23 protein-coding genes are annotated in these 26,630 nt (G+C 73.4%); 11 read left to right on the top strand and 12 right to left on the bottom strand.

Annotated elements, in window-relative coordinates; genetic code table 11:
- Position 1: 1 nt before the first annotated feature.
- The 7 genes from ACGGAQ_RS17045 to ACGGAQ_RS17015 form a co-directional block, all read right to left on the bottom strand.
- The gene (locus tag ACGGAQ_RS17045; RefSeq protein ID WP_393049993.1) at positions 2–2,158 is read right to left on the bottom strand and encodes an FtsX-like permease family protein; all 2,157 of its coding nucleotides are present in this window, start codon (positions 2,156–2,158) and stop codon (positions 2–4) included.
- Entirely contained in the window at positions 2,155–2,835 is a 681-nt protein-coding gene (locus tag ACGGAQ_RS17040; RefSeq protein WP_393049991.1) for an ABC transporter ATP-binding protein, read from the bottom strand. The genes ACGGAQ_RS17045 and ACGGAQ_RS17040 overlap by 4 nt, the downstream gene beginning before the upstream one ends.
- Complete coding sequence (locus tag ACGGAQ_RS17035) at positions 2,832–3,356, bottom strand: PadR family transcriptional regulator (protein WP_354862237.1); 525 nt, start codon at positions 3,354–3,356, stop codon at positions 2,832–2,834. The genes ACGGAQ_RS17040 and ACGGAQ_RS17035 overlap by 4 nt, the downstream gene beginning before the upstream one ends.
- 89 nt (positions 3,357–3,445) lie before the next feature.
- Positions 3,446–3,808, bottom strand: coding sequence for a fluoride efflux transporter CrcB (crcB, locus tag ACGGAQ_RS17030; RefSeq protein WP_393049988.1), 363 nt, complete (start codon positions 3,806–3,808; stop codon positions 3,446–3,448).
- Positions 3,805–4,281, bottom strand: a complete 477-nt coding sequence (locus ACGGAQ_RS17025; protein WP_393049985.1) for a fluoride efflux transporter FluC — start codon at positions 4,279–4,281, stop codon at positions 3,805–3,807. The genes crcB and ACGGAQ_RS17025 overlap by 4 nt, the downstream gene beginning before the upstream one ends.
- 130 nt (positions 4,282–4,411) lie before the next feature.
- The gene (locus ACGGAQ_RS17020; protein WP_393049983.1) at positions 4,412–5,170 is read right to left on the bottom strand and encodes a class I SAM-dependent methyltransferase; all 759 of its coding nucleotides are present in this window, start codon (positions 5,168–5,170) and stop codon (positions 4,412–4,414) included.
- Between the two features lie 141 nt (positions 5,171–5,311).
- Complete coding sequence (locus tag ACGGAQ_RS17015; RefSeq protein WP_393049980.1) at positions 5,312–6,532, bottom strand: MFS transporter; 1,221 nt, start codon at positions 6,530–6,532, stop codon at positions 5,312–5,314.
- Between the two features lie 136 nt (positions 6,533–6,668).
- On the opposite strand from ACGGAQ_RS17015, the gene ACGGAQ_RS17010 reads away from it, so the two are divergent.
- From ACGGAQ_RS17010 to ACGGAQ_RS16985, 6 genes are all read left to right on the top strand, one after another.
- Positions 6,669–7,118 carry a MarR family winged helix-turn-helix transcriptional regulator gene (locus ACGGAQ_RS17010; protein ID WP_393049977.1) on the top strand — a complete coding sequence of 150 codons (450 nt, stop codon included), beginning with the start codon at positions 6,669–6,671 and terminating at the stop codon, positions 7,116–7,118.
- Positions 7,119–7,196: 78 nt separating this feature from the next.
- Positions 7,197–8,504, top strand: coding sequence for a phenylacetate--CoA ligase PaaK (gene paaK, locus ACGGAQ_RS17005; protein ID WP_393049975.1), 1,308 nt, complete (start codon positions 7,197–7,199; stop codon positions 8,502–8,504).
- A 75-nt stretch (positions 8,505–8,579) separates the two neighbouring features.
- Positions 8,580–9,686: a nucleotide disphospho-sugar-binding domain-containing protein gene (locus ACGGAQ_RS17000; RefSeq protein ID WP_393049972.1), complete on the top strand. Its 1,107-nt coding sequence runs from the start codon at positions 8,580–8,582 to the stop codon at positions 9,684–9,686.
- A 55-nt stretch (positions 9,687–9,741) separates the two neighbouring features.
- The gene (locus tag ACGGAQ_RS16995) at positions 9,742–10,308 is read left to right on the top strand and encodes a dienelactone hydrolase family protein (protein ID WP_393049969.1); all 567 of its coding nucleotides are present in this window, start codon (positions 9,742–9,744) and stop codon (positions 10,306–10,308) included.
- 173 nt (positions 10,309–10,481) lie between these two features.
- Positions 10,482–11,300, top strand: coding sequence for a class I SAM-dependent methyltransferase (locus ACGGAQ_RS16990; RefSeq protein ID WP_393049966.1), 819 nt, complete (start codon positions 10,482–10,484; stop codon positions 11,298–11,300).
- 59 nt (positions 11,301–11,359) lie between these two features.
- Positions 11,360–11,905, top strand: a complete 546-nt coding sequence (locus ACGGAQ_RS16985) for a YciI family protein (protein WP_393049963.1) — start codon at positions 11,360–11,362, stop codon at positions 11,903–11,905.
- Positions 11,906–11,909: 4 nt separating this feature from the next.
- Here ACGGAQ_RS16985 and ACGGAQ_RS16980 read toward each other — a convergent pair whose 3' ends face one another.
- Complete coding sequence (locus ACGGAQ_RS16980) at positions 11,910–14,165, bottom strand: AAA family ATPase (RefSeq protein WP_393049960.1); 2,256 nt, start codon at positions 14,163–14,165, stop codon at positions 11,910–11,912.
- Between the two features lie 192 nt (positions 14,166–14,357).
- Here ACGGAQ_RS16980 and ACGGAQ_RS16975 point away from each other — a divergent pair, with 192 nt between their 5' ends.
- From ACGGAQ_RS16975 to ACGGAQ_RS16960, 4 genes are all read left to right on the top strand, one after another.
- Positions 14,358–17,255 carry an AAA family ATPase gene (locus tag ACGGAQ_RS16975; protein WP_393049958.1) on the top strand — a complete coding sequence of 966 codons (2,898 nt, stop codon included), beginning with the start codon at positions 14,358–14,360 and terminating at the stop codon, positions 17,253–17,255.
- Between the two features lie 135 nt (positions 17,256–17,390).
- A complete protein-coding gene (locus ACGGAQ_RS16970) occupies positions 17,391–18,161 on the top strand; it encodes a DUF5995 family protein (protein WP_393049955.1) in 771 nt (256 codons plus the stop codon).
- A 491-nt stretch (positions 18,162–18,652) separates the two neighbouring features.
- Positions 18,653–19,042, top strand: a complete 390-nt coding sequence (locus tag ACGGAQ_RS16965; RefSeq protein ID WP_393049953.1) for a hypothetical protein — start codon at positions 18,653–18,655, stop codon at positions 19,040–19,042.
- A 100-nt stretch (positions 19,043–19,142) separates the two neighbouring features.
- The gene (locus tag ACGGAQ_RS16960) at positions 19,143–21,236 is read left to right on the top strand and encodes an amino acid transporter (protein WP_393049951.1); all 2,094 of its coding nucleotides are present in this window, start codon (positions 19,143–19,145) and stop codon (positions 21,234–21,236) included.
- A 76-nt stretch (positions 21,237–21,312) separates the two neighbouring features.
- Here the strand turns inward: ACGGAQ_RS16960 and ACGGAQ_RS16955 are convergent, their stop codons facing one another.
- A complete protein-coding gene (locus tag ACGGAQ_RS16955; RefSeq protein ID WP_393049948.1) occupies positions 21,313–22,284 on the bottom strand; it encodes a TIGR03557 family F420-dependent LLM class oxidoreductase in 972 nt (323 codons plus the stop codon).
- Positions 22,285–22,532: 248 nt separating this feature from the next.
- Positions 22,533–22,739, bottom strand: a complete 207-nt coding sequence (locus ACGGAQ_RS16950; protein WP_007460667.1) for a hypothetical protein — start codon at positions 22,737–22,739, stop codon at positions 22,533–22,535.
- A gap of 252 nt (positions 22,740–22,991) precedes the next feature.
- On the opposite strand from ACGGAQ_RS16950, the gene ACGGAQ_RS16945 reads away from it, so the two are divergent.
- Positions 22,992–23,819, top strand: coding sequence for a hypothetical protein (locus tag ACGGAQ_RS16945; protein WP_393049944.1), 828 nt, complete (start codon positions 22,992–22,994; stop codon positions 23,817–23,819).
- A 37-nt stretch (positions 23,820–23,856) separates the two neighbouring features.
- On the opposite strand, the gene ACGGAQ_RS16940 is transcribed toward ACGGAQ_RS16945, so the two are convergent.
- A complete protein-coding gene (locus ACGGAQ_RS16940) occupies positions 23,857–25,062 on the bottom strand; it encodes a low temperature requirement protein A (protein ID WP_393049942.1) in 1,206 nt (401 codons plus the stop codon).
- Between the two features lie 211 nt (positions 25,063–25,273).
- Positions 25,274–26,281 (bottom strand): hypothetical protein, encoded by a 1,008-nt coding sequence (locus ACGGAQ_RS16935; RefSeq protein WP_393049939.1) that lies wholly within the window; start codon positions 26,279–26,281, stop codon positions 25,274–25,276.
- Between the last annotated feature and the right edge of the window lie 349 nt (positions 26,282–26,630).

Genomic DNA, 26,630 nt, shown 5'->3' with positions numbered 1-26,630 from the left:
ACTACTCGCTGCGGGCGGTCTCCGGCCCGGTGACGCGTTCCAGCAGCGGCATCGTGGAGGCGATGACGCCGAGGCAGGCGACCAGTCCGACGGCGACGATCACGTAGAAGCGCGGCTCGGGCGCGACGAGCGTGTAGTCCATCTGTGCCCGCAGGAACAGGTGCGCGGCGAGCAGGCCCATCCCGATGGCGAGGGCGGCGACGGCGAGCATCGGTACGGCGCTCTCCAGCGCGACCACTCGACGCAGGACCCGTACCGGTGCGCCGCTGAGGCGCAGCAGGCTGAATGGACGGCGTCGTTCGGTCAGGCCACCGATGACGCTGACCGCGAGGCTGCACCCGCCGAGCGCCAGGCTGGCGATGATGATGACGTTGGCCAGTTGTTCCCAGCCGCGCAGCGTGTCGGCGAAATCCGACTCGAAGTCGCCGGGCACGTTCGGCCCCACCCAGAAGGTCGGGAAGGCGACCTCCAGCACGGTGCGGACGCGCTCGATAGCGGAGGCCGAGCCGTCTGTGCCCACGACGACCGAGCTCACCGGCAGCCGCTGGAGCTCGTCGAGCGTGATCGACGCCGCGCGCCACTCCGTTGTGGACGACGCCGACTCCTGCCAACGGCTCAGACCCATCGGGACCTCGATGACGACGGCGCCTTGGGCGCACCTGCCGTACGCGCTCGGCAGGTCGGCGCAGGCGATCACCCCGCCCTCGCCGCCGGTGTTGATGTTCGGGGCTTCGCGGATGGCGGTCGCGGACCGCACGCCGCTGATGGCGCGCAGCTCGGCGAAGAGGGTGTCGGGCACCGTCTCCACCTTCTCGGTGAAGATGGTGTTCACCGTGCCGGCGTCGGTCGAGCCGACCGGGGCCGGGCCGCGTTCGTCGACGATCGTGGTGATCACACCGACGGCGACACTGGTGACGAAGAGCGCGAGCATGATGCCGCTGATCGCCCGGAAGCCGGCCTTCGGGTTGTCGGCGAGGCGTCGCGCGGCAATGAGCGTGGCCGGGCGGTTGGCGTACCGGGCCAGGACGCGGGCGCCGACCATCGTCAACCACGGGCCGGCGAGGACCAGGCCGGCCATGATGAGCAGCAGGCCGGGCAGGAACACCGCGGTCTGGCCGTCGGAGGTCTCGGGCCGATATCCGAGGGCGAACACCAGCACGGCGAGGCCGAGCACCATCGGAATCAGCCGGTACGCGCGCGGGGCGCGGGGGGTGACGCGGCGGGTGACGCCCAGCGGCGAGATCCGGACCCGGCGTAGCGAGATCTGTGCGGCCAGCGCCGCGCCGGCCGGGACGCCGAGCGCCACGAGCAGAACGTTCAGCAGGCCCAGCGACATGTCGCCGGGGAAGAACGGCATGCCGGTGAACGGGATGCCCGCGAGCGTGTCGCGGAAGGCGTAGAACAGGCCGAAGCCGACGGCGGTGCCGGCGACGGCGGCGGCGGCCGCCTCTACCGCGGCGACCGTCGAGATCTGCCGGGGTGTCGCGCCGACCAGGCGCATCGCGGCGAAACGCTGCTCCCGGCGGGCGGCGCTGAGGCGGGTGGCGGTGCCGATGAAGATCAGCACCGGGAACAGCAGCCCACCGGCGATCACGCCCAGGATGAGGTTGACCGCCGTCTCGGGGAGAGCGGGCTTGTCATCGAGGTTGTCGACCTGCCGGGAGTTGGGCAGCTTGGCGACGCTGTCCGGCGTGCCGCCCACGATGGCGAGCAGGGTGTCCGGTGAGGTCAACCCGGACGGTCCGACGGTGCCGAGGTCACGCCCCGGGTATCGGTCGGCCAGGTGGTCGGCCGGCTGTGCCGCGAACAGTTCCCGTAGCGCCGGCGAGACGTAGAACTCGCCGGGGCCCGGAGTGGTCGGGACGCCGGCCGGGGTGGGCGCGGTCGGTCCGGTGGCGGCGACGTCGATCCGGAGGATCTGCTTGCTGTGGAAGAAGTCGTCCCGCGTCGACCACCACAGTGGATCGGCGGCACCGGCGGTGGAGGCCTGGGGATAGATCGACGCGTACCGGGTGAGCTGGGCGTCGACCGCGTTGACCCCGGCGAGGGTGGTCAGCAGCAGCCCGCTGCCGATGGCGACAGCGGCGGCGATGACGATCAGGCGGGTGAGCGCCTCCCGGCCGCCGGCCACGGCGAGGCGGAGCCCGAAGCGGATCACGACGCGATCCGGTCCGGCGCGTTGACGCGCCCGTCGCGGACCATGACCTCACGGTCGGCGTACGCGGCGATCCGGGGTTCGTGGGTGACCAGGATGACCGTGGTGCCCTGCTCGCGGGCGGCGCCGACCAGCAGGTCCATGACGTGCTCGCCGGTGAGCGAGTCGAGCGCGCCGGTCGGCTCGTCGGCGAAGAGCACCCGCGGCTCGGCGACCAGGCCCCGGGCCAGGGCGACGCGTTGCGCCTGCCCGCCGGACAACTCACCCGAGCGCCGCTGCTCCAGGCCGTCCAGGCCGAGGCGTGCGAACCAGGCGTACGCCTTGGGCAACGCCTGCTTGCGGTGTACGCCACTGAGCAGCAGCGGCAGGGCGACGTTCTCCACCGCGGTCAGCTCGGGGACGAGTTGGCCGAACTGGAACACGAAGCCGAACCGGTCGCGGCGCAGGCTGCTGCGCTTGGTCTCGGGCATGGCGTCGACCCGGGCCCCGTCGAAGAGGATCTCGCCGGAGTTGGGCACGAGGATGCCGGCCAGGCAGTGCAGCAGGGTGGACTTGCCCGAGCCGCTGGGGCCCATGACGGCGAGGATCTCACCCGCCTCCACGGCGACGCTCGCGCCGCGCAGGGCGGGTGTCTGGCCGAAGGCGAACTCCACGTCCCGTGCTTCGAGCACCACGCTCATGGCCGCACCTCTTTCCGTAGGGCGTCCAGGCGGGCGCCGGTCATCTCGATCCACCGGAGGTCCGCCTCCAGGTGGTACAGGCCGTGGTCGGCGAGCAGCGCGTCGACCAGGCTGCCGGCGCGCTTGATCTCGGTCAGCTCACGCATCCGCTGCAGGTGCGCGCTGCGCTGGGTGTCGAGGTACTCGGCTGCGGGACGGTCCAGCATCAGCGCGAGCACGACCTTGGCGAAGAGCACTGTCTGCAGGTGCGGCTCCGGGTCGACCGGCTGGGTCAGCCACTGCTCGACCTCGGTCGCCCCGACGTCGGTGATGACGTAGCGCTTGCGGTCGGGGCCGGAGCCGGGGGCGACGTCGCTGATCACCACCTTGCCGTCGCGGGCCAGGCGGCTGAGGGTGGAGTAGACCTGGCCGAACGGCAGTGGCTTGCCCCGGCCGAAGAAGGCGTCGTAGTCGCGCTTCAGGTCGTAGCCGTGGCTGGGCTCCCGTTCGAGGAGGCCGAGAAGGGTCAGTGGCACGCTCATGCCAGGAGACTACCCCGAGGGTATACCTCGCGTATATACCCTCAGGGTGTTCTCGATCGTTCCCTTGCTCAGGGCATGGCGTGCGGAGGTCAGCCCAGCAGGGCGCGGGCCAGGGCGTAGCCGACGGCGGCCGCGGCGAGCCCGGCCGCGACGCTGCCCAGCACGTTGGCCAGCGCGAGCAGCCGATTACCACCCTTGGTCAGCCGCAGGGTCTCGTAGCTGAAGGTGGAGTAGGTGGTCAGGGCGCCGCAGAACCCGGTGCCGAGCAGCGCGCCGACCGCGGGGTCGACCGGCCACCCGACCAGGACGCCGAGCAGCAGCGACCCAACCACGTTGACGCTGAACGTGCCCCAGGGGAACGCCGAGGAGTGGCGGGACTGCACGGCCCGGTCGGTGAGGTAGCGCAGCGGCGCGCCGACGGCCGCCCCCAGGGCGATGAGCAGCACGGTCATCGGGCCACCCGGCGCCGCAGCAGTCCGGTGGCGGCGGCGTCGCCCAACCCGACCGCGACGAGCGCCCCGAGCACCGTCGCGGCCAGGTACGCCAGCGCGACGCCCGGTGCGCCCGCCACGAGGGCCTGCTGGACGTCCACCGCGTAGGTCGAGAAGGTGGTGAATCCGCCGAGGACCCCGACCCCGAGGAACGGGCGGGCCAGCGGATGCCCACCGTCGAGGTGCCCGAGCACCGCCATCAGCACACCGATCAGCAGGCAGCCGGACACGTTGACGCCGAACGTCGCCCACGGGAAGCCGGTCGGCGGGTGCGGTATGGCGTGTTGCAGACCGGCCCGGGCCAGCGCGCCGAGCACCCCGCCGGCCGCGATCACGGCGAGAATCGTCGCGGGGCGCGCGATCAGCTCGCGGCGGTCGGCGGGGATCCGTAGGTCGACGTCGGGGTCGGTACGCGGCTCGAACGGCTCTGGCACGGCTCCTGAGCGTAGTGCCGCCGCCAGCCGGCGTTGACGCACTGCCGGCGCTGGCGGCCTCAACCCGCTGCCGGCGTCAGTCGGCGTCAACGCGCTGCCGGCGCGCGGCGGCGTCCACGCGCTGTCGTCGTCAGCGAACTGCCGCGACGGCGGCGTCCGGACCGCCTCGCCAGACCGTGCCGACCTCGCTGAAGCCGGCCGCGGTGAGCGCGGCCAGGTGCCAGGAGACCGGGGGGTTCCACTCGGGGCTGTGCCCGGTCGGGTAGATCGCGTGTCGTTGGGCGACCAGCGGGGCGAGCGCCGGGTCGGCGCCGGCCCGCTCCCACCAATCCGACCAGGACAGCATCGAGCCGGCGGCGTACCGGGCGTTGCGCCGGTCCCGGGCCCGGTCCATCAGCCGCTTGGTCAGCTCCGGCATGGTGTCGTCCGGCATGTGGTCGGCGTTGACGAAGACGCCGCCCGGTCGCAGCACGTCGCGCAGCTCGGCGTAGAGCTGCCCGAGTCGGTCGGCCGGCAGCCAGTGCAGGGCGGTGGCGGTGAGCACGGCGTCGTACTCCTGGTGCGGGAGCGTGGAGCGCCATCCGGGGGTGCCGAGGTCGGCGGTGATGATGGTGGCGCGGCCGGCCAGCGAGGCGCTGGCGATGGCGAGCAGCGCCGGGTCGAGGTCGACCAGGGTCGCCTCGGCGGCGGGGAAGCGAGCGAGGGTCCGCAGCGAGATGGTGCCGGTGCCGCCGGCCAGGTCGAGCACCCGCGGCGGCCGGCCGTCGAGGACCGCGTCGACGGTGTCGAGCATGGCGGTGAATCGGTGTTCCCGGTCCGGGAGGTAGGCCTCCTGCTGGCGGTCCCAGCTTTCCTGCCAGGCCCAGGGATCCGCGACGTAAGGACTCATGGCGATCAGGCTAGTTACGGCCCGAGCGGGTGTCCAGACCTTGTTGCACATCTTTTGCAATTGCGGGAAGATGGTAGGGCGATGATCAGAGCGACGCCGGGCCGGGCAGCTGCCCGGCCCGGCGTTGTCCTCCCCGCGGGGTCAGACCGTCGTGTCCACCAGGCCCGGGTCGGCCCGGGTCGGCTCGTGACGACGGGCCAGGCGCAGCGCGCCGAGGAGCACGCCCAGGCCGGCCAGGGTGAGCGCGGCGCCGGCCCAGATCGGCGAGGTGTAGCCGAGTCCGGCGGCGATGGTCACCCCGCCGATCCAGGCGCCCAACGCGTTGCCGAGGTTGAACGCGGCGATGTTCGCCCCGGACGCCAGGGTCGGCGCCTGGTGGGCGTAGCGCATGATCCGCATCTGCAGCGGCGGCACGGTGGCGAAGCCGAACCCACCCATCAGCACCAGTGCGACGATGGTCAGCACCGGGTTGGTGGCGGTCAGCGCGAAGCCGACGAGCACCACGGTGAGCACCGCCAGGACGGTGACCAGGGTGCGTGACAGTGACCTGTCCGCCGCCCGGCCGCCGAGCAGGTTGCCCGCGAAGAGCCCCACTCCGAAGAGGACGAGCAGCCATGGCACGGTGCTGGTGGCGAAGCCGCTGACCTCGGTGAGCGTGTAGGCGATGTAGGTGAACGCGCCGAACATTCCGCCGAAGCCCAGGACGGTGATCACCAGGGAGAGCCAGACCTGGGCGTGGGTGAAGGCCCGCAACTCGCCGCGCAGACCGCCCGCCGGGCGGTCGGCGTCCGCAGTGTCGCCGGTGGGAATGAGCAGGGCCAGCCCGATCAGGGCGACCACCCCGATGGCGGTGATCGCCCAGAACGTCGACCGCCAGCCGAAGTGCTGCCCGAGGAAGGTGCCGAAGGGCACGCCGAGCACGTTCGCGATGGTCAGGCCGGCGAACATCATGGCGATGGCGCCCGCCCGGCGGGCCGGTGCGACCAGGCCGGCGGCGACCACCGCGCCGATGCCGAAGAACGCGCCGTGACAGAGCGCGGCGACGATCCGGCCGGCCATCATCACGGCGTAGTCGCCGGCGACGGCGGAGAGCAGGTTGCCGATGATGAAGAGCACCATCAGGCCGAGCAGCACCGGTTTGCGGGGCAGTCGGGTGACCGCCGCGGTGAGGGCGACCCCGCCGACGGCCACGCTGAGCGCGTAGCCGGAGATCAACCAGCCGGCCACCGGCTCGGTGACCGCGAAGTCCGCGGCCACCTCGGGCAACAGCCCCATGATCACGAACTCGGTGAGTCCGATGCCGAAGGCGCCGATGGCCAGCGCGATCAGGCCGGGCGGCAGGGACGTGTGGCGTACGGACATCGTCTTCCCATCGGGAGCGGAACAGATATGCGGCGCGTGCAACTACACGCGCCGGCAAAGAAATACTTGCACGCGCCTGATATCGGCGCAAGCGTGGTAGCCTGGGGCCGGTTCAGATCACACCGAGGAGGCCGCCATGGGCATCGCCGACGACGCGGTCGAGATCCGCGCGCAGGGCTGGCGCACCCTCGCCGCCCTGCACGGGCTGATCGAGACGTCCCTGGAGCGGGCCCTACAGGCCGACCACGGCCTGTCCGTCGTGGAATACACGGTCCTCGACGCGCTGTCCCGGCAGGACGGCTGGCACATGCGGATGAGCCAGCTCGCCCGCGCCGCCGCGCTCTCCGGTAGCGCCACCACCCGGCTGGTCACCCGCCTGGAGCAGCGAGGGCTGCTCACCCGGATCCTCTGCGCCGACGACCGGCGCGGCATCTACACCGAGCTGACCCCGGCCGGCTCCGAGCTGCTCGCCCAGACCCGACCGACCCACGACCGGGTGCTCACCGACGCGCTCGCCGAGGCGGAGGCCACCCCCGAGCTGGCGCCACTTGTCGACGCCCTGCACCGGCTGCCGGCCGCCCGCTGACCGCTCCGCCGGCCCGGGCGACGGCGGGCGTACGGTACCCGCAGCCCGCACCGGGACCGTCGCGCAAGGAGGCAGGCGATGCAGGACCGCACCCCTCGTCCGGAGGAACTGGAGCCGATCGAGCGCGCCGACGTCAACGAGCTGCGGGTCCTGCAACGTGAACGGCTGCGCTGGTCGTTGCGGCACGCGTACGACCACGTGCCGCACTACCGCCGGGCGTTCGACGACGCCGGCGTGCACCCCGACGACTGCCGCGACCTCGCCGACCTGGCCCGCTTCCCGTTCACCGGCAAGGCGGAGCTGCGTGACAACTATCCGTTCGGCATGTTCGCCGTACCCCGGGAGCGGGTCGCCCGACTGCACGCCTCCTCCGGCACCACCGGTCGACCCACAGTGGTCGGCTACACCCGCGACGACCTGCGGACCTGGGCCCGGCTGATGGCCCGGTCCATCCGCGCCTCCGGCGGCCGTCCCGGCGACCGCGTGCACGTCGCGTACGGCTACGGGCTCTTCACCGGCGGCCTGGGCGCCCATTACGGGGCCGAGGAGCTCGGCTGCACGGTCATCCCGGTCTCCGGCGGCATGACTGAACGGCAGGTGCTGCTGATCCGCGACTTCGAACCCGAGGTCATCATGGTCACGCCCAGCTACATGCTCGCCATCGTCGACGAGATGCAGCGCCAGGGCGTCGACCCCCGCACCACCTCGCTGCGGGTCGGCATCTTCGGCGCGGAGCCGTGGACCGAGGACATGCGCCGCGAGATGGAACAGCGGTTGGACATCCACGCGGTCGACATCTACGGGCTCTCCGAGGTGATGGGCCCCGGCGTGGCCACCGAGTGCGTCGAGACCAAGGACGGGCTGCACCTCTGGGAGGACCACTTCTACCCGGAGATCATCGACCCGGTCACCGGGGCGGTGCTGCCCGACGGTGAGCGGGGCGAGCTGGTGCTCACCTCGCTGACCAAGGAGGCGATGCCGGTGGTGCGCTACCGCACCCGGGACCTCACCCGGCTGCTTCCCGGCACCGCGCGGCCGATGCGCCGGATCGAGAAGATCACCGGCCGGACGGACGACATGATGATCGTGCGCGGGGTGAACGTGTTCCCCACGCAGATCGAGGAGCTGATCCTGCGTACGCCGCAGCTGTCGCCGCACTTCCAGTGCGTCCTCGACCGGCGGGGCCGGCTGGACACCCTGACCGTACGGGTGGAGCGGCGCGTCGGGGTCGCCGTGGACGCCGCCGAGCGGGCCGGCGCGACGCTTGTCGAGTTGGTGAAGAACACCATCGGGGTGAGCGTCGCGGTGGCTGTGCTCGCCCCGGACTCGGTGGAACGGTCGATGGGCAAGATGCGCCGCATCGTCGACCAGCGCGACGGCGGCTGAACGGCGACTGACGGCGCGGCGGCGCGGGGGTCAACGGGGCACCGCGCCCGGCGGCGTCGACATAGGATCCGCGAGATGCGCGTGCTGGTGGTCTCCGCCCCACTCGTCGGGCACGTTTTTCCCCTGGTGCCGCTGGCCGTCGCGCTGCGCGACGCCGGCCACGACGTGCTGGTGGCCACCGGCGGTGGGGCGATGGCCGCCGCCGGCGCCGGGCTCGCCGTGCACGATGTCGCGCCCGGCTTCGACTTCGGCCGGATCGCGCTGCGGGTCCTTCCCCGCCATCCGCTGATCGCGCGCGCCGAACTCGCCGGCACCGCCGGCACGCGGGGCGCCGGGCTGCTCTTCGGCGCTCTCAACGACCAGCTCACCGACCCGGTCGTCACGCTGGCCACCCGGTGGCGACCGGATCTGGTGGTGTACGAGCCGTTCGCGGTCGCCGGCGCGGTGGCGGCGGCGCGGCTCGACGTGCCGGCCGTACGCCAGGAGAACACCCTCTTCGACGGCCGGGACCTGGTCGCCGCGACCACCGCCCGGCTCGGGGCCGCGCTGCGCCGGCACGGCCTCGCGGAGCTGCCGCCACCCGCCGCCGCCCTCGCCGTGGCCCCGCCCAGCGTGGCCGCCCAGGCCGGCTGGCCGATGCGCTACACGTCCTACGTGGGCGGCGGCGAGCTGCCGGCCTGGCTGCGCGAGCCGGGCGAGCGACAGCGGATCCTGGTCACCCGCAGCACCCTCACCGGCCCCGGCGACCGGGGCCCGATGCCCGCCGTGGTGGCCGCCGCGTCCCAGGTGGACGCCGAGATCGTGCTGGTCCGGCCCGATGAGCGCTCGGCCCGTTCGCTGCCCGGCAACGTCCGGGTGGTGGACTGGATCCCGCTCGACGAGGCGTTGCCGGCGAGCGCGGCGCTGGTGCACCACGGCGGTGCGGGCAGCGTTTACGGCGCCCTCGCCGCAGGCCTGCCGCAACTGGCCACTGTGGGCCCGGGGGACCGGCGGCACAACGCCGAGCTGGTGGCCCGCCGGGGCGCCGGCCTCGCGCTGCGTCCGGCCGACATCACCGCCGAGGCACTGACCCGGCTGCTCACCGACGAGAGCCTGCGGACGGCCGCCGGGCAGGTCAGCCAGGAGATCGCCGCGATGCCACCCCCGACGGCCCTGGTGGCCCGGCTGACGGCGCTGGTCTGATTCCCGCCCCGCGTGCCACCGCCGCGCCCACCCCCGGCTGCGGCACGATGGCCTGATGCGACACGTCGTGCTGTTCCACTCCGTGTACGGGCTGCGGCCCGCCGTTCGCGCCGCCGCCGACCGGTTGCGCGCCGCCGGGCACCAGGTCACCACCCCCGACCTGTACGGCGTCCCGGCCGCCGACACCGTCGAGGACGGCTTCGCGCTGCTCGACAAGATCGGCCACGAGGTGGTGCTCGACCGGGCCCGCGCGGCGGTGCGCGACCTGCCGCCGCGGACGGTCCTCGCCGGTTTCTCGATGGGCGCCGGCGTCGCCGGGGCGCTGCTCGCCGAGCGCCCCGACGCCGCCGGACTGCTCCTGCTGCACGGCACCGGCGGCGCGCCGGACACGGCCCGGCCCGGGTTGCCGGTGCAGCTGCACGTCGCCGACCCGGACCCGTACGACGCGCCGGACGAGGTCGACGAGTGGCAGCGGACGATGAGCGACGCCGGCGCCGACCTGACCGTGTTCCGCTATCCCGGCGCCGGGCACCTGTTCACCGACCCGGACCTCACCGAGTACGCCCCGGACGCCGCCGCGCAGGTCTGGCCGCGGGTGCTGGCCTTCCTCGCCGCCGACTGAACGACCGCCGAGCCGTCAGGCGTTCAGCGGGTGGTGGCGCCGATGCGCGGGGGAGTGGCGGTGCCGTGACTGCGCCCATTGCAAGTCACCCGCGCCGGCCGGTTAGCGGATTCCGCCGGGCCCTTGGCGGGGCGCTATCGTGGCGGCGATCATGATCCTCACGGGGGTGCGGCATGACGACCACAGCCTTCGATGACCACGAGCGGTCGCGCTGGGCCGGGCGGGCGGCGGCGTACGACGGCAGTTTCGCGCTGCTGTGCGCCCATCCCGCCCCGGCACTGTTGGACGCTGCCCACGTCGGTGCCGGAACCCGAATGCTCGACGTCGGCACCGGTTCCGGGACCGTCGCCGGGTTGGCGTGCGCGCGCGGCGCCAGTGTGGTGGCCGTCGACGCGGAGCCCAGCATGGTCGACCTGGCCCGCAGCCGGCTCCCGTCCGCCGACGAGGTTCGCCTCGCGGCTCTGCCCCATCTCCCGTTCGACTCCGGGCAGTTCGACGCGGCCGTGGCGAACTTCGTGATCAATCACGTGGGCGACCCGACGGCCGCGATCACCGAACTCCGACGGGTCGTCCGGCCGGGCGGACGGATCGCGGTGACGATCTGGCCCCACCCGCCGCCCGAGGCGCAGAGCCTCTGGGGCGAGGTCTTCGACGCCGCCGGGGTCGACCGCCCGACCTCGATGCCGAGGGTGGACGCGGAGCGGGACTTTCCCCGTACCCCCGAGGGGTTGGCCGGGTTGCTCGACGCCCCCGGCCTCGCCGACGTGCGGTGCGAGACGATCACCTGGGCGCATCGCACCGACCCCGAGGCGTGGTGGAGCGGTCCGGCGAATGGCATCAGCGGGCCCGGCCTGCTGATGGAGACCCAGCCGCCGGCGGTGATCGCCCGCATTCGTGCCGCGTACGACGAGCTGACCGCCGCCTACCGCGACCCGGACGGCCTGCTCGCGCTGCCCACCGCCGCGCTGTTGGCCTCGGCGTCCGTGCCGTAGGGCGACCCGACGCCGTGCCCGCCCCGCAGGGGGTGGGCACGGCGTCGAGAATGGGCGGCGTGGAGTTCCTGTGTTACCACCGCGACCGGCCCGACTCGGCGACGTTGCGCGACGAGTTACTGGCCCAGCACTGGACCTACATGGACCGGTTCGCGGCGGAGATGATTGCGCGCGGCCCTACCCTGTCCGGCGACACGGCCACCGGCAGCGTGCACATCGTCGACGTGCCCGACCCGGGCGCCGCGCGGGCGTTCGCCTTCGACGAGCCGAACTACCAGGCCGGCGTGTACCGGGATGTGCTGCTGCGCCGGTGGCGCAACACGCTGGGCCGCACGATGTGGGACTTTCCCGGCGGTCGGACCGGCGGCAACCGGTATCTGGTGCTCGGCCTCGGCGCGGGGCCGGCCGTTGACCTGGCCGTGCCGCCCGACCGGGACGAGTTGATCGCGTACGGGCCTCTGCTGTCCGACGACGGCGGCACCTGGCTCGGCACCGCCGCGCTGGTTCGGGCGCCGACCCCGGACGCGGCGCGCGCCATCCTGACCGTGGAGCGGTACGCCGACGTCGAGGTGCACCACTGGCAGTTCGGCGGGCGACCGGTCTGACCCCTCAGGCGGCGGCCAGGCCGTTCGGCCAGTGGATCAACGGCGGGCGAGGTGCGGCGCGCACGACTCTGGCCGGTGGGCCGACGGTGGCGGGTCCGCCGCGTTCGGGTGGCCCCGGCACGGTAGGCACCGCACGGATCGTCACCGGGGTCCGGGCCACGTCCGCAAGCCAGTGCCCGCCCGTGTCGGTCGGCGTCGCGGACGCTCGGGTCGGTGGCACGTCACTGGCGGACGCGACGGCGCGCAGGCGGCGGGCACCCGCCGGGCGGTTGGCCCGGCGACTCGGCGCGACCGGTGCGGTGGCCATCGTCGCCGTCGGGAGACGTCGGCGCGGCGGTTCGGTGCGGCGCGATGAGACCGTCGGGGCCACCACCGCGAAGGCGGCGCCGAGGCGGCCAGCCCGGGAGCGAACGGCGTCGGGACGCGCCACGTCGGCTGGGCGGTCCGCGACAGGGTGATCTGCGGCGGAACGGTCCGCGGCGCGACGGACCGAGGTGGGGTCGAGTGCGTCCGGGCGGACGGTGTCGAGGCGCGGTGCTTCGGCGGCACGGCGACCGAAGACGGCCCGCAACGCGCGGGGCAACCGCTCGGCGGCGACCTGGCGCAGCGCGGGCGCGGCGAACACGTACGCGTCGGCGCGCCGGGGGAGCAGCAGCCCGGCCGCGACCAGCCCGCGTAGGGCCGATGCGGATCGGCCAGGCGCCCAACCGAGGGCCCGATCGACGGCAGTGCCGGAGACCGGACCGCGGGTGGTGGCAGCGGCCATCAGCACCGCCCGTCGTTCACCGTCGAGGTGGTCCAGTTCCGCGCCGACGGCCCTGCGGACCGCGTCGGGCAGCGGGAGCGTCACCCGGTCGGCGCCGTCCACGATTGACCGCACGTATGCGGCCGCGTGGCCGGGACGGCCCGCCACCAGTGGCAGCAGCCGGTCGGCCAGGGTCACCGGTTGCCCGGCCCGGGTGAGCAGGTGGCGCAGCAGCCGCCCGGACTGCACGGTGGCCAGGGGGCGGATCGGCACGCGGCGGGCCGGGCCCGGGCGGGTGTCGGCCCACTGCGGCTGATGCACGGTGAGCACCGCGAGCGGCAGCCCGCGTGCCGCCGCCGCGGTGAACAGCGCGTGCAGGAAGTGGCTCACGGCGGGCGCCGCACGGTCCACGTCGTCCACGGCGACGACAAGCGGTCGGTGGGCGGCCAGGCGCAGCAGCGCGTCCCGGCAGACCGCCGCGGCGGCCAGCGCCTCGGCCGAACCGTCCGGAGTGGTCAGCAGCGATTGCAGCGCCCCCACCGCCGCCGCGACCCGGTCCGGCGGGTACAGCGGTGTCAGAGCGTCGGTCAGGCGGTCGCGGACCGCCGCCGGGCCGTCGCCGTGGCGAATGCCGGCGACGCCGCGGACCAGCTCGGCGACCGGCGCGAGCACCTGGTCGGGGTACGGCGGGCAGCCCACCACGCACCAGCGCACCGGCATCCCGTCCACCGTGCGCAGCGCCCGGGCCAGCTCGTGCAGCAGTCGGCTGCGGCCGCTGCCGCTCGGGCCGACCAGGGACACCCAGCGCGGGTCGCGCTCGTGCAGCGCCCGGGTCACCTGGTCGGTGATGCTGGCCAGTTCGCGACGTCGCCCGATCAGCGGGCCGTCGTGTCGGTCGGCGCCCGCTCGCGCCAGGCCGGCGGCATGCCACACCGGCATCGGCGGCACCCGGCCGGCGACCGGCACCGGCGCCAGTTGACGCTGCACGATGAGACCGGCGGTGGCCCGCGCCGTGGCGGCGCACAGCGCGACGGCGCCGGGTGCGGCGTACTCCTGCAGGCGGGCCGCGGTGGTGATCACCGCGCCGCTGGCCACGCCGTGGCCGCCGCTGACCGCGTCGCCCAGGTCGACCACCGCCTCGCCGGTGGCGACCCCGACGCGCACCCGCAGGGTGATGTCGCCGAGGATCGGCCGGCGATCCAACGCGGCCTGGATCTCCAGCCCCGCCCGCACCGCCCGGTACGCGTCGAAGCCGTCGGAGTGTCGCGCCCCGAACAGCGCCATCACCGCGTCGCCGACGTACTTCTCGACCACGCCGTGCCAGCGGCGCAGCACGGAGGCGACCGTGTCGAAGTACGCCCGTTGCAGCGCGCGGACGTCCTCCGGGTCGAGCCGGTCGACAAGTGCGGTGGAGCCGACGATGTCGGCGAACAGCACGGTGACCGTCCGTCTCTCCTCCGACACCGGCCAGTGTGGGCGGTCGGTCCGCTGCGTGTCGGCGACGATAGTGATCATGGGTGCGCACCGGTCCTTCCCCCGCTGATGGCTGACGACCCTCGGAGATTGGCATTCCTGGGCCGACGGGGGATCGGCAGAACGACGTATGTCGGCCACCCGCAACCATTAGTCGCAATGTCGACGCGAGGAGTACCACAAGCGGCACATGGCCGTAGAACGGTACGGGGGCGTGTGATTAGGCTGCGTCCCATGGCCAGCGATGTGGACACCGCACCGCTCGTCGGCCGGGCCGAGCTGGTGCAGACGGTTCGGTCGGCGCTGCTTGGTGACGTGGCACAGGGGCAGACGGCCGCCGTCTTCCTCACCGGTGAGAGCGGTGTGGGCAAGACCCGCCTCCTCGGTGAGATCGGTGCCCGATTGCGCGACCAGGGCGCATTGGTGCTGACCGGCAGTTGCCTGGACATCGGCGACGCCTCGCCGCTGCACCCGTTGCTGCAGGCGCTGCGGCGTTTCGACGCGGACCTGTCCGCGGCGCAGGCGCGCACCTCCTCGGCGGTGCGCGGGCTGTTGCAGATGTTCGCCGACGAGACGGGCGGCCCGGACGGCGCTGGCGCCCTGCTGGAACGCGTCTCCCGGGGCCTGCACCTGATCGCCGAGGGGCGACCGCTGGTGCTGATCCTCGACGACCTCCAGTGGGTCGACCGCAGCACCCGCCAGCTCCTGCTCTATCTGCTGGCCGGTCTCGGTGACCTCCAGCTCTCGGTGCTGGCCGCGGTGCGGGCCGAATCGTTGCAGGGCGCGCACCCGCTGCGCCGGGTGCTCACCGAGCTGCGCCGGCTGCGGACGGTCCGGGTGCTCGACCTGTCCCCGCTGGACCGCGCCGGCACCGAGCAGCTCGCCGCCGCGGTGGTCGGCCGGGCGCTTCCGCCCGACGCGGCCGAGCAGGTGTGGCAGCGCAGCGGCGGCAACCCGTTCGTCATCGAGGAGTTGGCCCGCGACCTGCGCGACGGGCGGGACGGGCTGTCCGAGACGCTGCGCGAGATCTTCCTCGACCGGGTCGACGCGCTGCCGCAGCACGCGCACGCCGTGGTGCACGCGGTGGCGGCGGGCGTCGAGCCCGTGCAGCACTGGCTGTTGGCCGAGGTGTTGCGGCTGCCCGAGGACGAGCTGATCGACGCCGCACGCGCCGCGGTCGCGCACCGGCTGCTGGTCGGCGCCGACGACGGCTACCGGCTGCGGCACCGCCTCGTCGCCGAGGTGCTGGCGCACGAGCTGCTGCCGGCCGAACGCTCCGGGCTGCACCGCCGCTACGCCGAGGCGCTGACCGCGGCGCCCGGCGAGCTGCACCAGGCCCGGCTGGCGCATCACTGGCGGCTGGCCGGCGAGCCGGCGCGGGCGTTGCCGGCGGCGGTGGCCGCCGCGCAGGAGGCCGAGCGGCTGCACGGTTACGCCGAGGCGCACCGCCACTGGACGGCGGCGTTGCACCTGGCCGGCGACTCCGGCTCGCTGGAGGTGGACCGGATCGAGCTGCTCGGCAACGCCGCCGAGGCGGCCCACCACTGTGGGGAGCACGCCCGCGCGTTGGCCCTGCTGGAGGAGTTGGCCGCCGTACAGGGTGGCGCTCCGAGCTGCGCGCTGCACATCCGCCGGGCACGGTACCTGGCCGCCGCGGGGCGCTCGGCGCTCGCCGAGGAGGAGTACGAGCGGGCGCTGGAGGCGGCGGACTGCTCACCGCGAGACCGGGCCGCCGCCGCCGCGCGGCTGGCCGAGCTGTTGCTGCACCTGGGCCGCTACGCCGACGCCGGCGAGCGGGCGCGGGAGGCGCTGGCGCTGGCCGAGAACGCGGAGGGTTCCGCCACCGAGGTCGTGCTGGCCAGCTCGGCGCTGGGCTTCAGCGACGCCTTTCTGGAAGACCCGGACGCCGGTCTGGCGGTCATGCGCGACGCCCTCGACACCGCCGAGCGCGCCGGCCAGCCCGAGGACGTGGCCTGCGCCTACCTGCACCTGGCGGAGCTGCTGACCGGGCCGCTGAACATCCTCGAAGAGGGCGTGGTGGTGGCACGGCGGGGCGCCGAGCGGGTGGCCGAGCTCGGGCTGGGCCGCACCTGGGGCACCCGACTGCTGGCCATCGCCATCAACGGGCTGTTCCGGGTGGGCCAGTGGGCCGAGGCGGAGAAGGTGGTGGCCGTGGCCCTGCGGCAGCGACCGTCCGGCGCGGACGCCGTCGAGTTGCTGCTCGCCCGCTGCCGGCTCTCGGTGGGCTACGGCGACATCGAGGCCGCGGGTCGGGACCTCGACGCGGTGGCGACCCTGCTCGCCGGCGGTGGGGCGCGCCACGTCATCCCGCTGCTCACCCTGCGGTCCGGGTTGGCGATGTGGGAGGGCCGGCACGACGTGGCGCGGCTGGCGGTCCAGCGCGGCCTCACCGAGAGCCGCTCCGACGACGTGATGATCCTGTCCGCCCTGGTCTGGCACGGGCTGCGCGCCGAGGCGGAGGCGCACGCCAGCCGCACCGTGGACGTGGACCCGACGGCCGTACGCCGGCTGCGGGACGTCGCCGAACGGATGGCCCGCACGAGCGCCGGAGCGGCCCGACCGGTGCGCTCGGTGGTGGAGGGCTTCCTGGCCCTGTGCGCCGCCGAGGTGAGCCGCCTCGACGGCAGCGACCCGGAGCTGTGGGCTACCTCGGTCGCCGAGTGGGACCGTCGTAACCACCCCTATCCGGCGGCGTACTCCCGGCTGCGGCAGGCGGAGGCTCTGCTCGCCCGGCGCAGTCGGGTGGCCACCGCGGGCAAGCTGCTGCGGGAGGCGTACCGGGTGGCGCAGGGGTTGGGCGCGGTGCCGTTGACCTCGGAGATCCGGGAGTTGGCGGGGCGGGCCCGGGTGTCGCTGGAGGAGCGCGACGCCGACGGCGCGCGCGCCGCCGCGTCGGCCGAGCCGGTCGGCGACGAGTTGGCTGCTCTCACCGCGCGCGAGCGGGAGGTGCTCGCGCTCGTCGCCGAGGGGTTGACCAACAAGGAGATCGGGCAGCGGCTGTTCATCAGCGAGCGGACCATCGGTGTGCACGTGTCGCACATCTTCGACAAACTCCAGGTCCGCACCCGCGTCCAGGCCAGCGCGATCATGCTGCGCAACTCCCGCGGCTGACGAGCACCGGTACGTATCCCGGCGCGTGTGCGCGCCGGGATACGTCGTTCTACTGATCCCGGCGACGGCCCTCGGCTGAGAGGCTGAGCCCCGTCGACGGCGTCACGGGGGCGTCACGACCACAATGGAGGAGAGATGACCGAACCCGTCTGGGGGCCCGTGCACCGGGACATCGTCGACCTGCTGGCCGACCATCCGGCGGACGTGCCAGCGGTGGTCGATCACCTCACCAAGCTCCAGGACATGCTGGTGCGGCTGCCGCCGCTGGAGGCGAGCTGCCCGCTCGCCGACTTCAACAAGCTCTACCTGACGATCACCAGCAGCGTGCTGGACGGTCTGTACGACGACCGTTTCGTCGACCCGGTGTTCCTCTCCCGGCTGGACGTCGAGTTCGCGGCCCGCTACTTCGACGCCCTGCGGCTGTGGACCGACTCCAGCCCCGGCACGCCGAAGGCGTGGTCGTGCCTGTTCTCGCGGATGCGCGGGCCGGACGCCCGCCCGTTGCCGTCGGCGGCGGCAGGTGTGAACGCGCACATCAACTTCGATCTGCCGTTCGCGTTGGTGACGACGTTCGACCACCTGGAGTCGGAGCCGGTCGACGGCACCGACCAGCACCACGACTACCTGGAAATCAACAACATCTTCGCGGACAAGATCCCCGGCCTGCGCCGAGGCTATCTGGAGCAGTGGCAGCTGCTCATCGACATGCTCAACGGCGACATCGACGACTGGTACCAGGGGGAACTGGTCGAGTACACCCGCGATGTCGCCTGGCGCAACGCGCAGAAGATCTGGCGGTGCCGGCACGATCCGGACGCCCGCGAGTGTGAGCGCACGCGGTTGGACGACAACGCCGCGGCGCTCGGCCGGTTGCTGCTCTCGCCCCTCGGGGCGTTCCTGCAGTAGCCGGGACGGGGGGTCCCCGCGCTCCGCCCGTGGGGGCGGCGGAGCGCGGGGGCGCGTCCGCCCCACCAGCTCCACCACCCGCAGGTCGACCGGTGTCCACCGGCGGCGGCGGGGAGTCAGCCGGTCGACTCGGGGGGTGTCGACCGTCTGCCGTCGTCGGCCGGCCCGGGGGGTGCCGGCCGGCGGCGGGGGAGCCGGTGCGGGCCGGGCTCGCTGCGCCGGTCGGCGGCGACGGGACGGGCCGCCGGCCGGCCCAGCGGCCACGCGGGGGGTACGGGCCACCGCACTGTGGTGGAGGGCTGGACCGGCGGCGGTGTGCTCGGTCGTCAACGGGGCGCCGGCCGGGGGTGTCGGTCGGCTCGTACGGGGTACGCCCGCGCCATGACCGTCCTGGCCCGCCGCCGGCCCGCCGCCCGACCCCGCCCCGCTCGGCCCGGTCCGCTGCGGCCGGGCGGCCCGGTACCGCGACCCGCCGCCCGTCCCGGTGCGCGATGACCGCCACTCCGGCCCGGTTTCCCTTCCGCTTCGACCCGGCGTTCCGTCCGCCGTTGGCGCTGCTGGGCGTGCGGCCGGCGACGGCCTGGGTCGCCGTCACCGACCAGGACCTCCTGATCCGGTACGGGCCGTGGCGGCTGCGCACCGGCCGGGACAACGTGCTCGGCGCCGAGGTGGGCGGCCCGTACCGCTGGTGGCGGGTGATCGGCCCGCACCTGTCGCTGGTCGACGGCGGCGTGAGCTTCGGCAGCAGCACGGCGGGCGGGGTCTGCCTGCGCTTCGGCGTACCGGTGCCGGCCCTGGCGCCCGGCGGCTGGCCCCGGCATCCGGCGGCCACCGTCACCGTCACCGACCCGCCGGCCCTCGCTCGGCTGCTCGCCGGATGAGGACCTGCCCTGAGCAGGCCATCCGCGTACCCGGTTCCGCCGGTCGGACCGCCGGGCACCACCTACCGTCGGATCAGGACCTGCGAGGGTGGGACGGGCGATGGCTGACGAGCACCGGGCGAGACCGCGACGCTGGAACGGACGACGCCATACGCCGACGGGACCGGATCCGGCCCTGCGCGCCGCCCGCGACCCGGCCCGCCCGCACTCCGGCGGCCGGCGGGGTGTCGTTGTGCCCGAGCGGGTCGACAGCCCGGCCCGGTCGGCGCCGCCGGCCAGCCCGCTGCGCCGGTGGCTCTTCCAGCACCAGGTGCAGCCGCCCGGCCCGGAGGCCGAAGAGGGGCAGAGCCGCCGGCACCCCTGGTGGCAGGTGATGTGCCTAACCGGCGTGGACTACTTCTCCACCCTGTCCTACCTGCCGGGCATCGCGGCGGTGGCCGCTGGTGCGCTGTCCCCGCTGGCGACCATGCTGATCGTCGCGCTGACACTGTTCGGCATGCTGCCCATGTACCGCCGGGTGGCCCAGGAGAGCCCGCACGGGCAGGGCTCGGTCGCGATGCTGGAACGGCTGCTGCCGTTCTGGCGGGGGAAGATCTTCGTGCTCGTGCTCCTCGGGTTCGTGGCCACCTCGTGGATCATCACGATCACCCTGTCCTCGGCCGACGCCACCGTGCACCTGCTGGAGAACCCGTACCTGCCGGACGCCCTGCATGGCCCGGTGGTGCCGGTGCTGGTCACCGTGGCGCTGCTGCTCGTCCTCGGCGGCGTGTTCCTGCTCGGCTTCCGCGAGGCCGTCGTGGTGGCCATCCCGCTGGTGGCGGTCTTCCTCGTCCTCAACGCGGTGATCGTGGTGGTCGCGGTGACCCGGATCGTCGAGAACCCCGCCATCGTGTCGGACTGGACCACCGCGCTGACCGCGGGCGGCGGGGCGGGTCACGTCCTGATCACGGCCGTGCTGGCGTTCCCGCTGCTGGTGCTGGGGCTGTCCGGCTTCGAGACCGGCGTCAGCATGATGCCGCTGGTGTCGGCCGACGGCCCGGACCGGGAGGCCCGGCTGGCCGCCCGGATCCGCAATACCCGCCGGCTGCTCACCACCGCCGCGCTGATCATGTCGGTGTACCTGATCTCGACGACCTTCGTGACCACCGCGCTCATTCCCGCCGCCGAGTTCCGCCCGGGCGGCCCCGCGAACGGTCGGGCGCTGGCCTTCCTGGCGCACACCTATCTCGGCGAGGGTTTCGGCACCGTCTACGACGTGAGCAGCGTGCTCATCCTCTGGTTCGCCGGCGCGTCGGCCATGGCCGGCCTGATCAACATCGTGCCCCGCTACCTGCCCTCGTACGGCATGGCCCCGGAGTGGGCACGCGCGGTACGGCCGGTGGTGATCGTCTACACCGTGGTCAGCGTCGCCATCACGATCGCCTTCCGGGCCGACGTCAACGCCCAGGCCGGGGCGTACGCCACAGGCATCCTGGCGATGATGGTCTCGGGCGCGGTGGCGGTGACCATTTCCGCGGTCCGGCACGGCCAGCGCGCCGCCGGCATCGGCTTCACGGTGCTGACCCTGGTGCTGCTGTACGCGCTGCTGGAGAACGTCGTCGAGCAACCGGACGGGATCACCATCTCGGCGCTGTTCATTCTCGGCATCATCGTGGTGTCGCTGATCTCCCGCGTCACCCGAACGACGGAGCTGCGCGCCGAGCGGATCGAGTTCGACGAGCCGGCCCGCCGGTTCGTCGCCGATTCGCTGGCTCATGACGGGCAGTTGCACCTCATCGCGAACAAGCGGCAGAGCGGCTCGGCGAAGGAGTACACGATCAAGGAGCGGGCGCAGCGGAGCATGAACCCGGTGCCCGGGGCTGCGGACGTGCTGTTCCTGGAGATCGACGTGGTGGATCCGTCGGGGTTCAGCCAGGTGCTGCGGGTGCACGGCGTCGAGGTGGCCGGCTTCCGGGTGCTGCGGGCCAGCAGCCCGGCCGCGCCGAACGCGATCGCCGCGATCCTGCTGGCGCTGCGCGACGCCACCGGGGTACGCCCGCACGCGCACTTCGAGTGGTCGGAGGGCAGCCCGATCGCGCACCTGCTGCGCTACCTGATCCTCGGCCAGGGGGACACCCCGCCGGTGGTACGGGAGATCCTTCGCCGTACCGAGCCGGACCCGCTGCGTCGGCCCGGCATCCACGTCGGCGGGTGAGCGCGCACCGTCTGCGGTCGTTGAAGATGAATGGCAGCCCTATCCACCTCCCCACCTTCCTGTCCGTATTGCGGTTTTATGGTGACCTTTGGTGGTCGGCGCGCAGCCGGCCGGCGAGGTCGGCGGCGAAGAAGTCGAGGAAGCCGTCGGGGTCGCCGCCGGCGTTCTGCAGAACGACGTGGTCGAAGCCGGCGTCGACGTACGACCGGACCTTCGCCACGTGCGGCTCGGGATCGGGGCCGACGGCGAAGAGCTCGCGGATGTGCTTCTCCTCCACGTGTGCGCTGGCCGCGTCGAAGTTGACCGGGTTCGGCAGCTCGCTCATCACCTTCCAGCCGGTGACCAGCCACCGGCTGGTCCGCAACACCGCTTGCACCGCCTGTTGCTCGTCGGTGGCCCAGGCCAGGGGCACTTCGGCGTAGCGGGGGCCCGATCCGCCGGCACGCCGGTAGTGCTCGACGATCGAGGCGTCCGGATCGGTGGCGAACAGCCCGTCGCCCAGTTCGGCGGCGAGCCGGGCCGATGCCTCTCCGCTCGCCGCGACCGCGATCACCGGCGGGGTGTCCGGCAGGTCGAAGACCTGGGCGTCCTCCAGGTGCAGGTGTCGCCCCTCGTACGACTGGTAGCCACCCTGCCAGAGCAGCCGGATGATCTCCAGCGCCTCACGCAGCCGTTCGTGCCGCCCTCGCACGCTGGGAAAGCCCTGCCCCACGACGTGTTCATTGAGCCGTTCGCCGGCCCCGACGCCGAGGGTGAAGCGTCCGTCGGAGATCAGCGCCATGGTCGCCGCGGCCTGCGCGATGATCGCCGGGTGGTAGCGCACGGTCGGGCAGGTGACGCCGGTGGCCAGGCGCAGCGTGGTGGTTCGCGCCGCGATCGCGCCGAGCACGCTCCAGGTGAAGGACGAGTGGCCCTGCGCGTCCAGCCAGGGGTGGAAGTGATCGCTCATCTCGACGAAGTCGAAACCGGCCTGCTCGGCCCGGACGGCCTGCCGGATGATCTCCTGCGGCCCGAAGCCCTCCGACGCCAGCTTGTAGCCGATCTGCATGGCACGCTCCCGATTCCGTCCGCCCGCTGACGCCGGTCGTTCCCGCCCTCGGGAACGACAAACGCCGCCCACGCGTCCGAACCAGCCTCCTAGGACGCGCTGCGCGGTGTGACGGTGCTGTCCGGGCGGTGTGACGGTGCTGTCCGCGCGGTGTGACGGTGCCGTCCGGGGCGCGCACCGCGCCCCTCAACCCGGGCAGCAAACGGCCCGCGCCCTGGACGGGCGCGGGCCGGTGGGTCGTGTTCGTCCTACTTGGACGGCTCGGGCAGCTTGCAGTCGACCTTGGGGTTGGCCCCGATGTAGTTCAGCGGTCCGGCCACGATCGTGACCAGGATCGTGCCGGCCTCGGCGCAGTTGGTGTCGTCGCCGCTGTAGTAGCCCCGCTGACCGCCGGCAATGGCGCCGATCACCAGCCAGATCACGACGATGACTCCGAGTATCGAGGTGCCGCGCATCGCTGCCTCCTGAAGGAATGTGGTGGATCTGAGGTGCAGGCGTTGTACCCAATCGGGTCGCGCGGCTAACGGTGGGCGTCCGGCACCTACGCCGGATCCTCCGTCCGGCCGATGCCGTCCGCCGTCGGTACCGCGTCGGCATCGGCCGCCCGCATCGCGTCCCGACGGTCGGCTATCGGATCGCCGACCGACTCGGCCGCGGTACGGGCGACCGGACGTAGAACTGCCTCACGGCCCCGCCGAGGAGGACCCATGAACGCGCCGACCCCGTTTCTGTCCATCGACCGCCCCGAGGACGTCGCGGTCGCGGCCCGCGCGCTCGCCGGCGGCGCGGTCGTCGCGGCGGCGTTCGCCAACTTCTACGCGATCGTCACCCGGCCGGACGCGACCACCGTCCGCCGGGTCAACCTGGCCAAGGGCCGCCCGGTCCACCAGGTCGGCAGCATCACCACCGCCATCGGGCGGATCCCGGGAATGTTCGACTGGTCCCGGATCTCGCCCCGGTTGCCGATCGGCCGGGTGCGGGCGCTGATGGACGCCCTCTACGGCGCCGGGCCGTTCGGCTTCCGGGGCCCCGCCGTCGACCGGCTGCCCGAACACCTCACCCAGCTCGACCACGGCCTGCGTACCACCCAGGTCATCGCTCCCGGTCTGACCTGCCCGTCCAACACGTTCTTCGAGCGGGCGCTCGCCGAGACCGGCACCGATCACCTCTACATCACGTCGGCGAACCGGTCCCGACACCACACCGGGGTGGTCGAGGAGCCGGCACACTGGAAGGCCGGCGCTCTTGCCGCCGACTTCGCCCACCTCGACGACCTGGTGGTGCTCGCCCACCCGGACGAGGCGGCCGCCCGCGCCGCCTACCCCGGCTACCTCACCACATCGGTGACCCTGCTTTCCTTCCACGCGCCGGAGTGCGAGCTGGAGGAGCCGCCGGTGCTGACCGTGGACCGGCACGGTTCGCTGCACCTGGACGACGTACGCCGGGCCGCCGCTCCGCTGGGCCTCCAGGTGCGCCTCGGCAGCACCGCCGGGCGACGGTTGCAGGTCCGGGGGTACGCGGAAGCGCTGGTGTGAGCCACCACCGGATCGGCCTGCCGGTGCTGGCCGGGGGTCAGTGCGGCGGGGCGGGGGACTCCGGCGGTTTGCCGCGACTGCGGCGATAGTCGGCGTACGCGACGCCGGCCAACACCAGCAGGGCGCCGAGGGAGGCGCACAGCGGCGGCAGGTACATCGCCGCCGGCGCGATCGTCAGCAGCGCCAGGAGGCCGCCGGCCCGCGACGGCGACACCCGGCTGAACACCTCGTACTCGAATGAGGACCGGCCGACCAGGAACAGCGCCGGACCGCCGAGGATCACCGCCACCCAGGCCGGCGGCGTACGGCCGGGGTCGTCGTGCAGCACCAGGTCGAACCCGGAGGCCGTGACCACCACTCCGGAGATCATCAGCAGGTGGGTGTACGGCGCGGTGAACAGGAACTTGCCCGGCGCTCCGGACATCTTGATCGCCGTCGGCAGCAGCTGGCCGGACTTGTGGACGTAGATCCGCCAGAGAAGCAGGGTGGTCGCGAACGCCACGGCGAACGACGCGATGTTCTGCGCCTCGGAGTGGGCCAGGTTGAACATGGTGCCGATGGTCAGGATGGCGTCGCCGAGGGCGATGATGAAGAACTGCTGGTACCGCTCGGAGAGGTGCTCGGCTGTGACGTTGCGCTGCGGCTCCGGCACCACCCCCAACCCGGGCACCGGGTACGCGAGCCGGAAGCCGCCGTAGTCGATGGCGAGCGCGATGGCCCAGCACGCGAGCCGGGCGTCGCCGCTGACGAACCCGCCGATGATCCAGGGGATCGCCGACACGGTGAACCAGACGAAGATGCGCACGGCCCTGCGCTGGGTCTGCGGTTCCCGGCGCACGGCCGGCATCAGGAACAGCCCGCGCCCGAGATGGATGGCCACGTACGTGGCGGCGAAGACGATTCCCCGTGCGCCGAACGCCTCCGGGATCGCGGTGGTCATCAACAGGGCGCCGAACATCACGGCGCTGATCAGGAGCTTGATCTCGGTGCGTTCCGGGTCGTACAGGTCGGTGACGAGGGTGGTGATCGCCCACGTCCACCAGACGGCGGCCAGCAGGATCAGCGTCTGACCGGCGCTGCGCCAGTCGAGCTGGTTGACCATGCCCCGCGAGATGAGGGCGAGCGCGACCACGTACACCAGGTCGAAGAAGAGTTCGAGCAGCGTCACCCGGCGGGGGGAATCCGGGTCGCGCACCGGCGGTCGGGTCCTGCGGTGCCCGGGCTCCGGCGCGGGGAGGTGCACTATCGCTCCTGCGGTGCCGGTGGACGCGGCGAGCCATCCGGCCCACCTCGACCGACGCTAGCCAGCGGCCGGACGCGTCAGTCCGGATTCGCCTGGTCGTCCCCCGACCGGGGAAGCGGTTGATCGACTCGGCCCGACTGCACCGCCACAACGACGGAACCCCCGGGTCGACCGTCGGGAAGACGGACGCCCGGGGGTTCGCTGTCGGCACTCAGCCCTGGCTGCCGCCCGGCAACACCGCGGTCGCCTGGTCGCCGGCGCCGGCCAGCACCCGCGCCTGCTGGGGCCAGGTGGCCAACGCGGGCGCCGGACGAAGGCCCGCGGCCCGGATCAGGTCGCGCAGCGCCGGCTCGTCCAGCTCGCCGAGCTGGCGGTAGGTGCGTACGCCGGCCGCCTGCAACGCGGCCGCCATCTTCGGCCCGACCCCCTGGATCCGGCGGAAGTCGTCCGCCGGGCCCGTCGGTTCGGTGTCCGCCTGCGTCGGCGTGGTGTCGGCCATCCGGACCGGCGGGGCGGCCCGCACCGGCTCGGCGTCCTCGACGTCCGCCGAGGTCGCGCCCGCCGCAACCGCCGGCGTCGCCTCGGCCGGGGTGACCTCGGCGTCCGTGGTCTCGGCCTGCGTGGCCTCCGCCTGCGTGGCCTCGGCCTCGGTGGTCTCCGCCGGGCTGGTCTCCGCCTGCGCGACCTCCGCCGGGGTCGCCTCGGCGTGGGACGCCTCGGACGGCAGGGTGTCGATGCTGTCGTCCATCGGCTGCCGCGGGGCGATCACCGTCGCCGGGGCGGGCTGCTCGTCGACCGCGACCGGCTCCGGTTCCGCCGCGAACGCGGGCGGTTCGTCGACCGCGTCGGTCCGTTCGGTGGCGGGGACGGGCGGCGGGGCGTCGGTGAGGGCCATGTCGCCCGTGTCGACGGCGTCCGGGTCGGAGTCGTCCCGCGTGGTCACCGCAGCCGGTGCGCTGACCGTGTCCACCGGGGTCGGCTCCTCGGTGACCGCGGCCGGGGGAGCGTCCACGGCCGCCGCCGGGGAGGCCTCGTCGGTGGCGGCCGGCGGCACCGGCGCGTCGATCACGGCCAGGCCGGCGACGGGGTCACCGTCCACGATCGACTGACCCTGCCCGCTGGCCCGCGTGTCCTGCCGGCCGCGCAGCAACCATCCGGCGGCCAGGCCCAGCAACAACGCCAGTACCACTATCAGCGAGTGTCCGATAGACCACTCCACGGCGAACCTCCCTCTCTGCTCGTCGAAAAAGTCACGAAAAAAACTCGCCGCAGCTTTGCACACGCGCTCTGCCGACGACAGAGAGGACCGGTCGTCGGCACCATGGTTGGGACGGTCACCTCGCGCGGTGCCTGACGGGTGACGCAGCGTCGCAGCCACGGCAGGACGGAACCGGCGGGTTCCGTGCACCGTTCGGCGGCGTTCCGCGCGACGACCAGGGCCGGGCCCCGGGGTGACCGCACACATGCAGCGACCCGGGTCGGCGCCGTGTCGCCGTGCCCGGGTCGGTGGTGCCGCGCTCAGTCCTCGTCGCCGGCGTAGGTGTGGAAGTCGTCGATGAAGCGGCGCC

Origin of the sequence: Micromonospora sp. NPDC047557 (genome assembly GCF_043205095.1) — a bacterium.
In the GTDB taxonomy this organism is placed as follows: domain Bacteria; phylum Actinomycetota; class Actinomycetes; order Mycobacteriales; family Micromonosporaceae; genus Micromonospora.
This window is presented reverse-complemented; position numbering and strand designations above follow the sequence as displayed.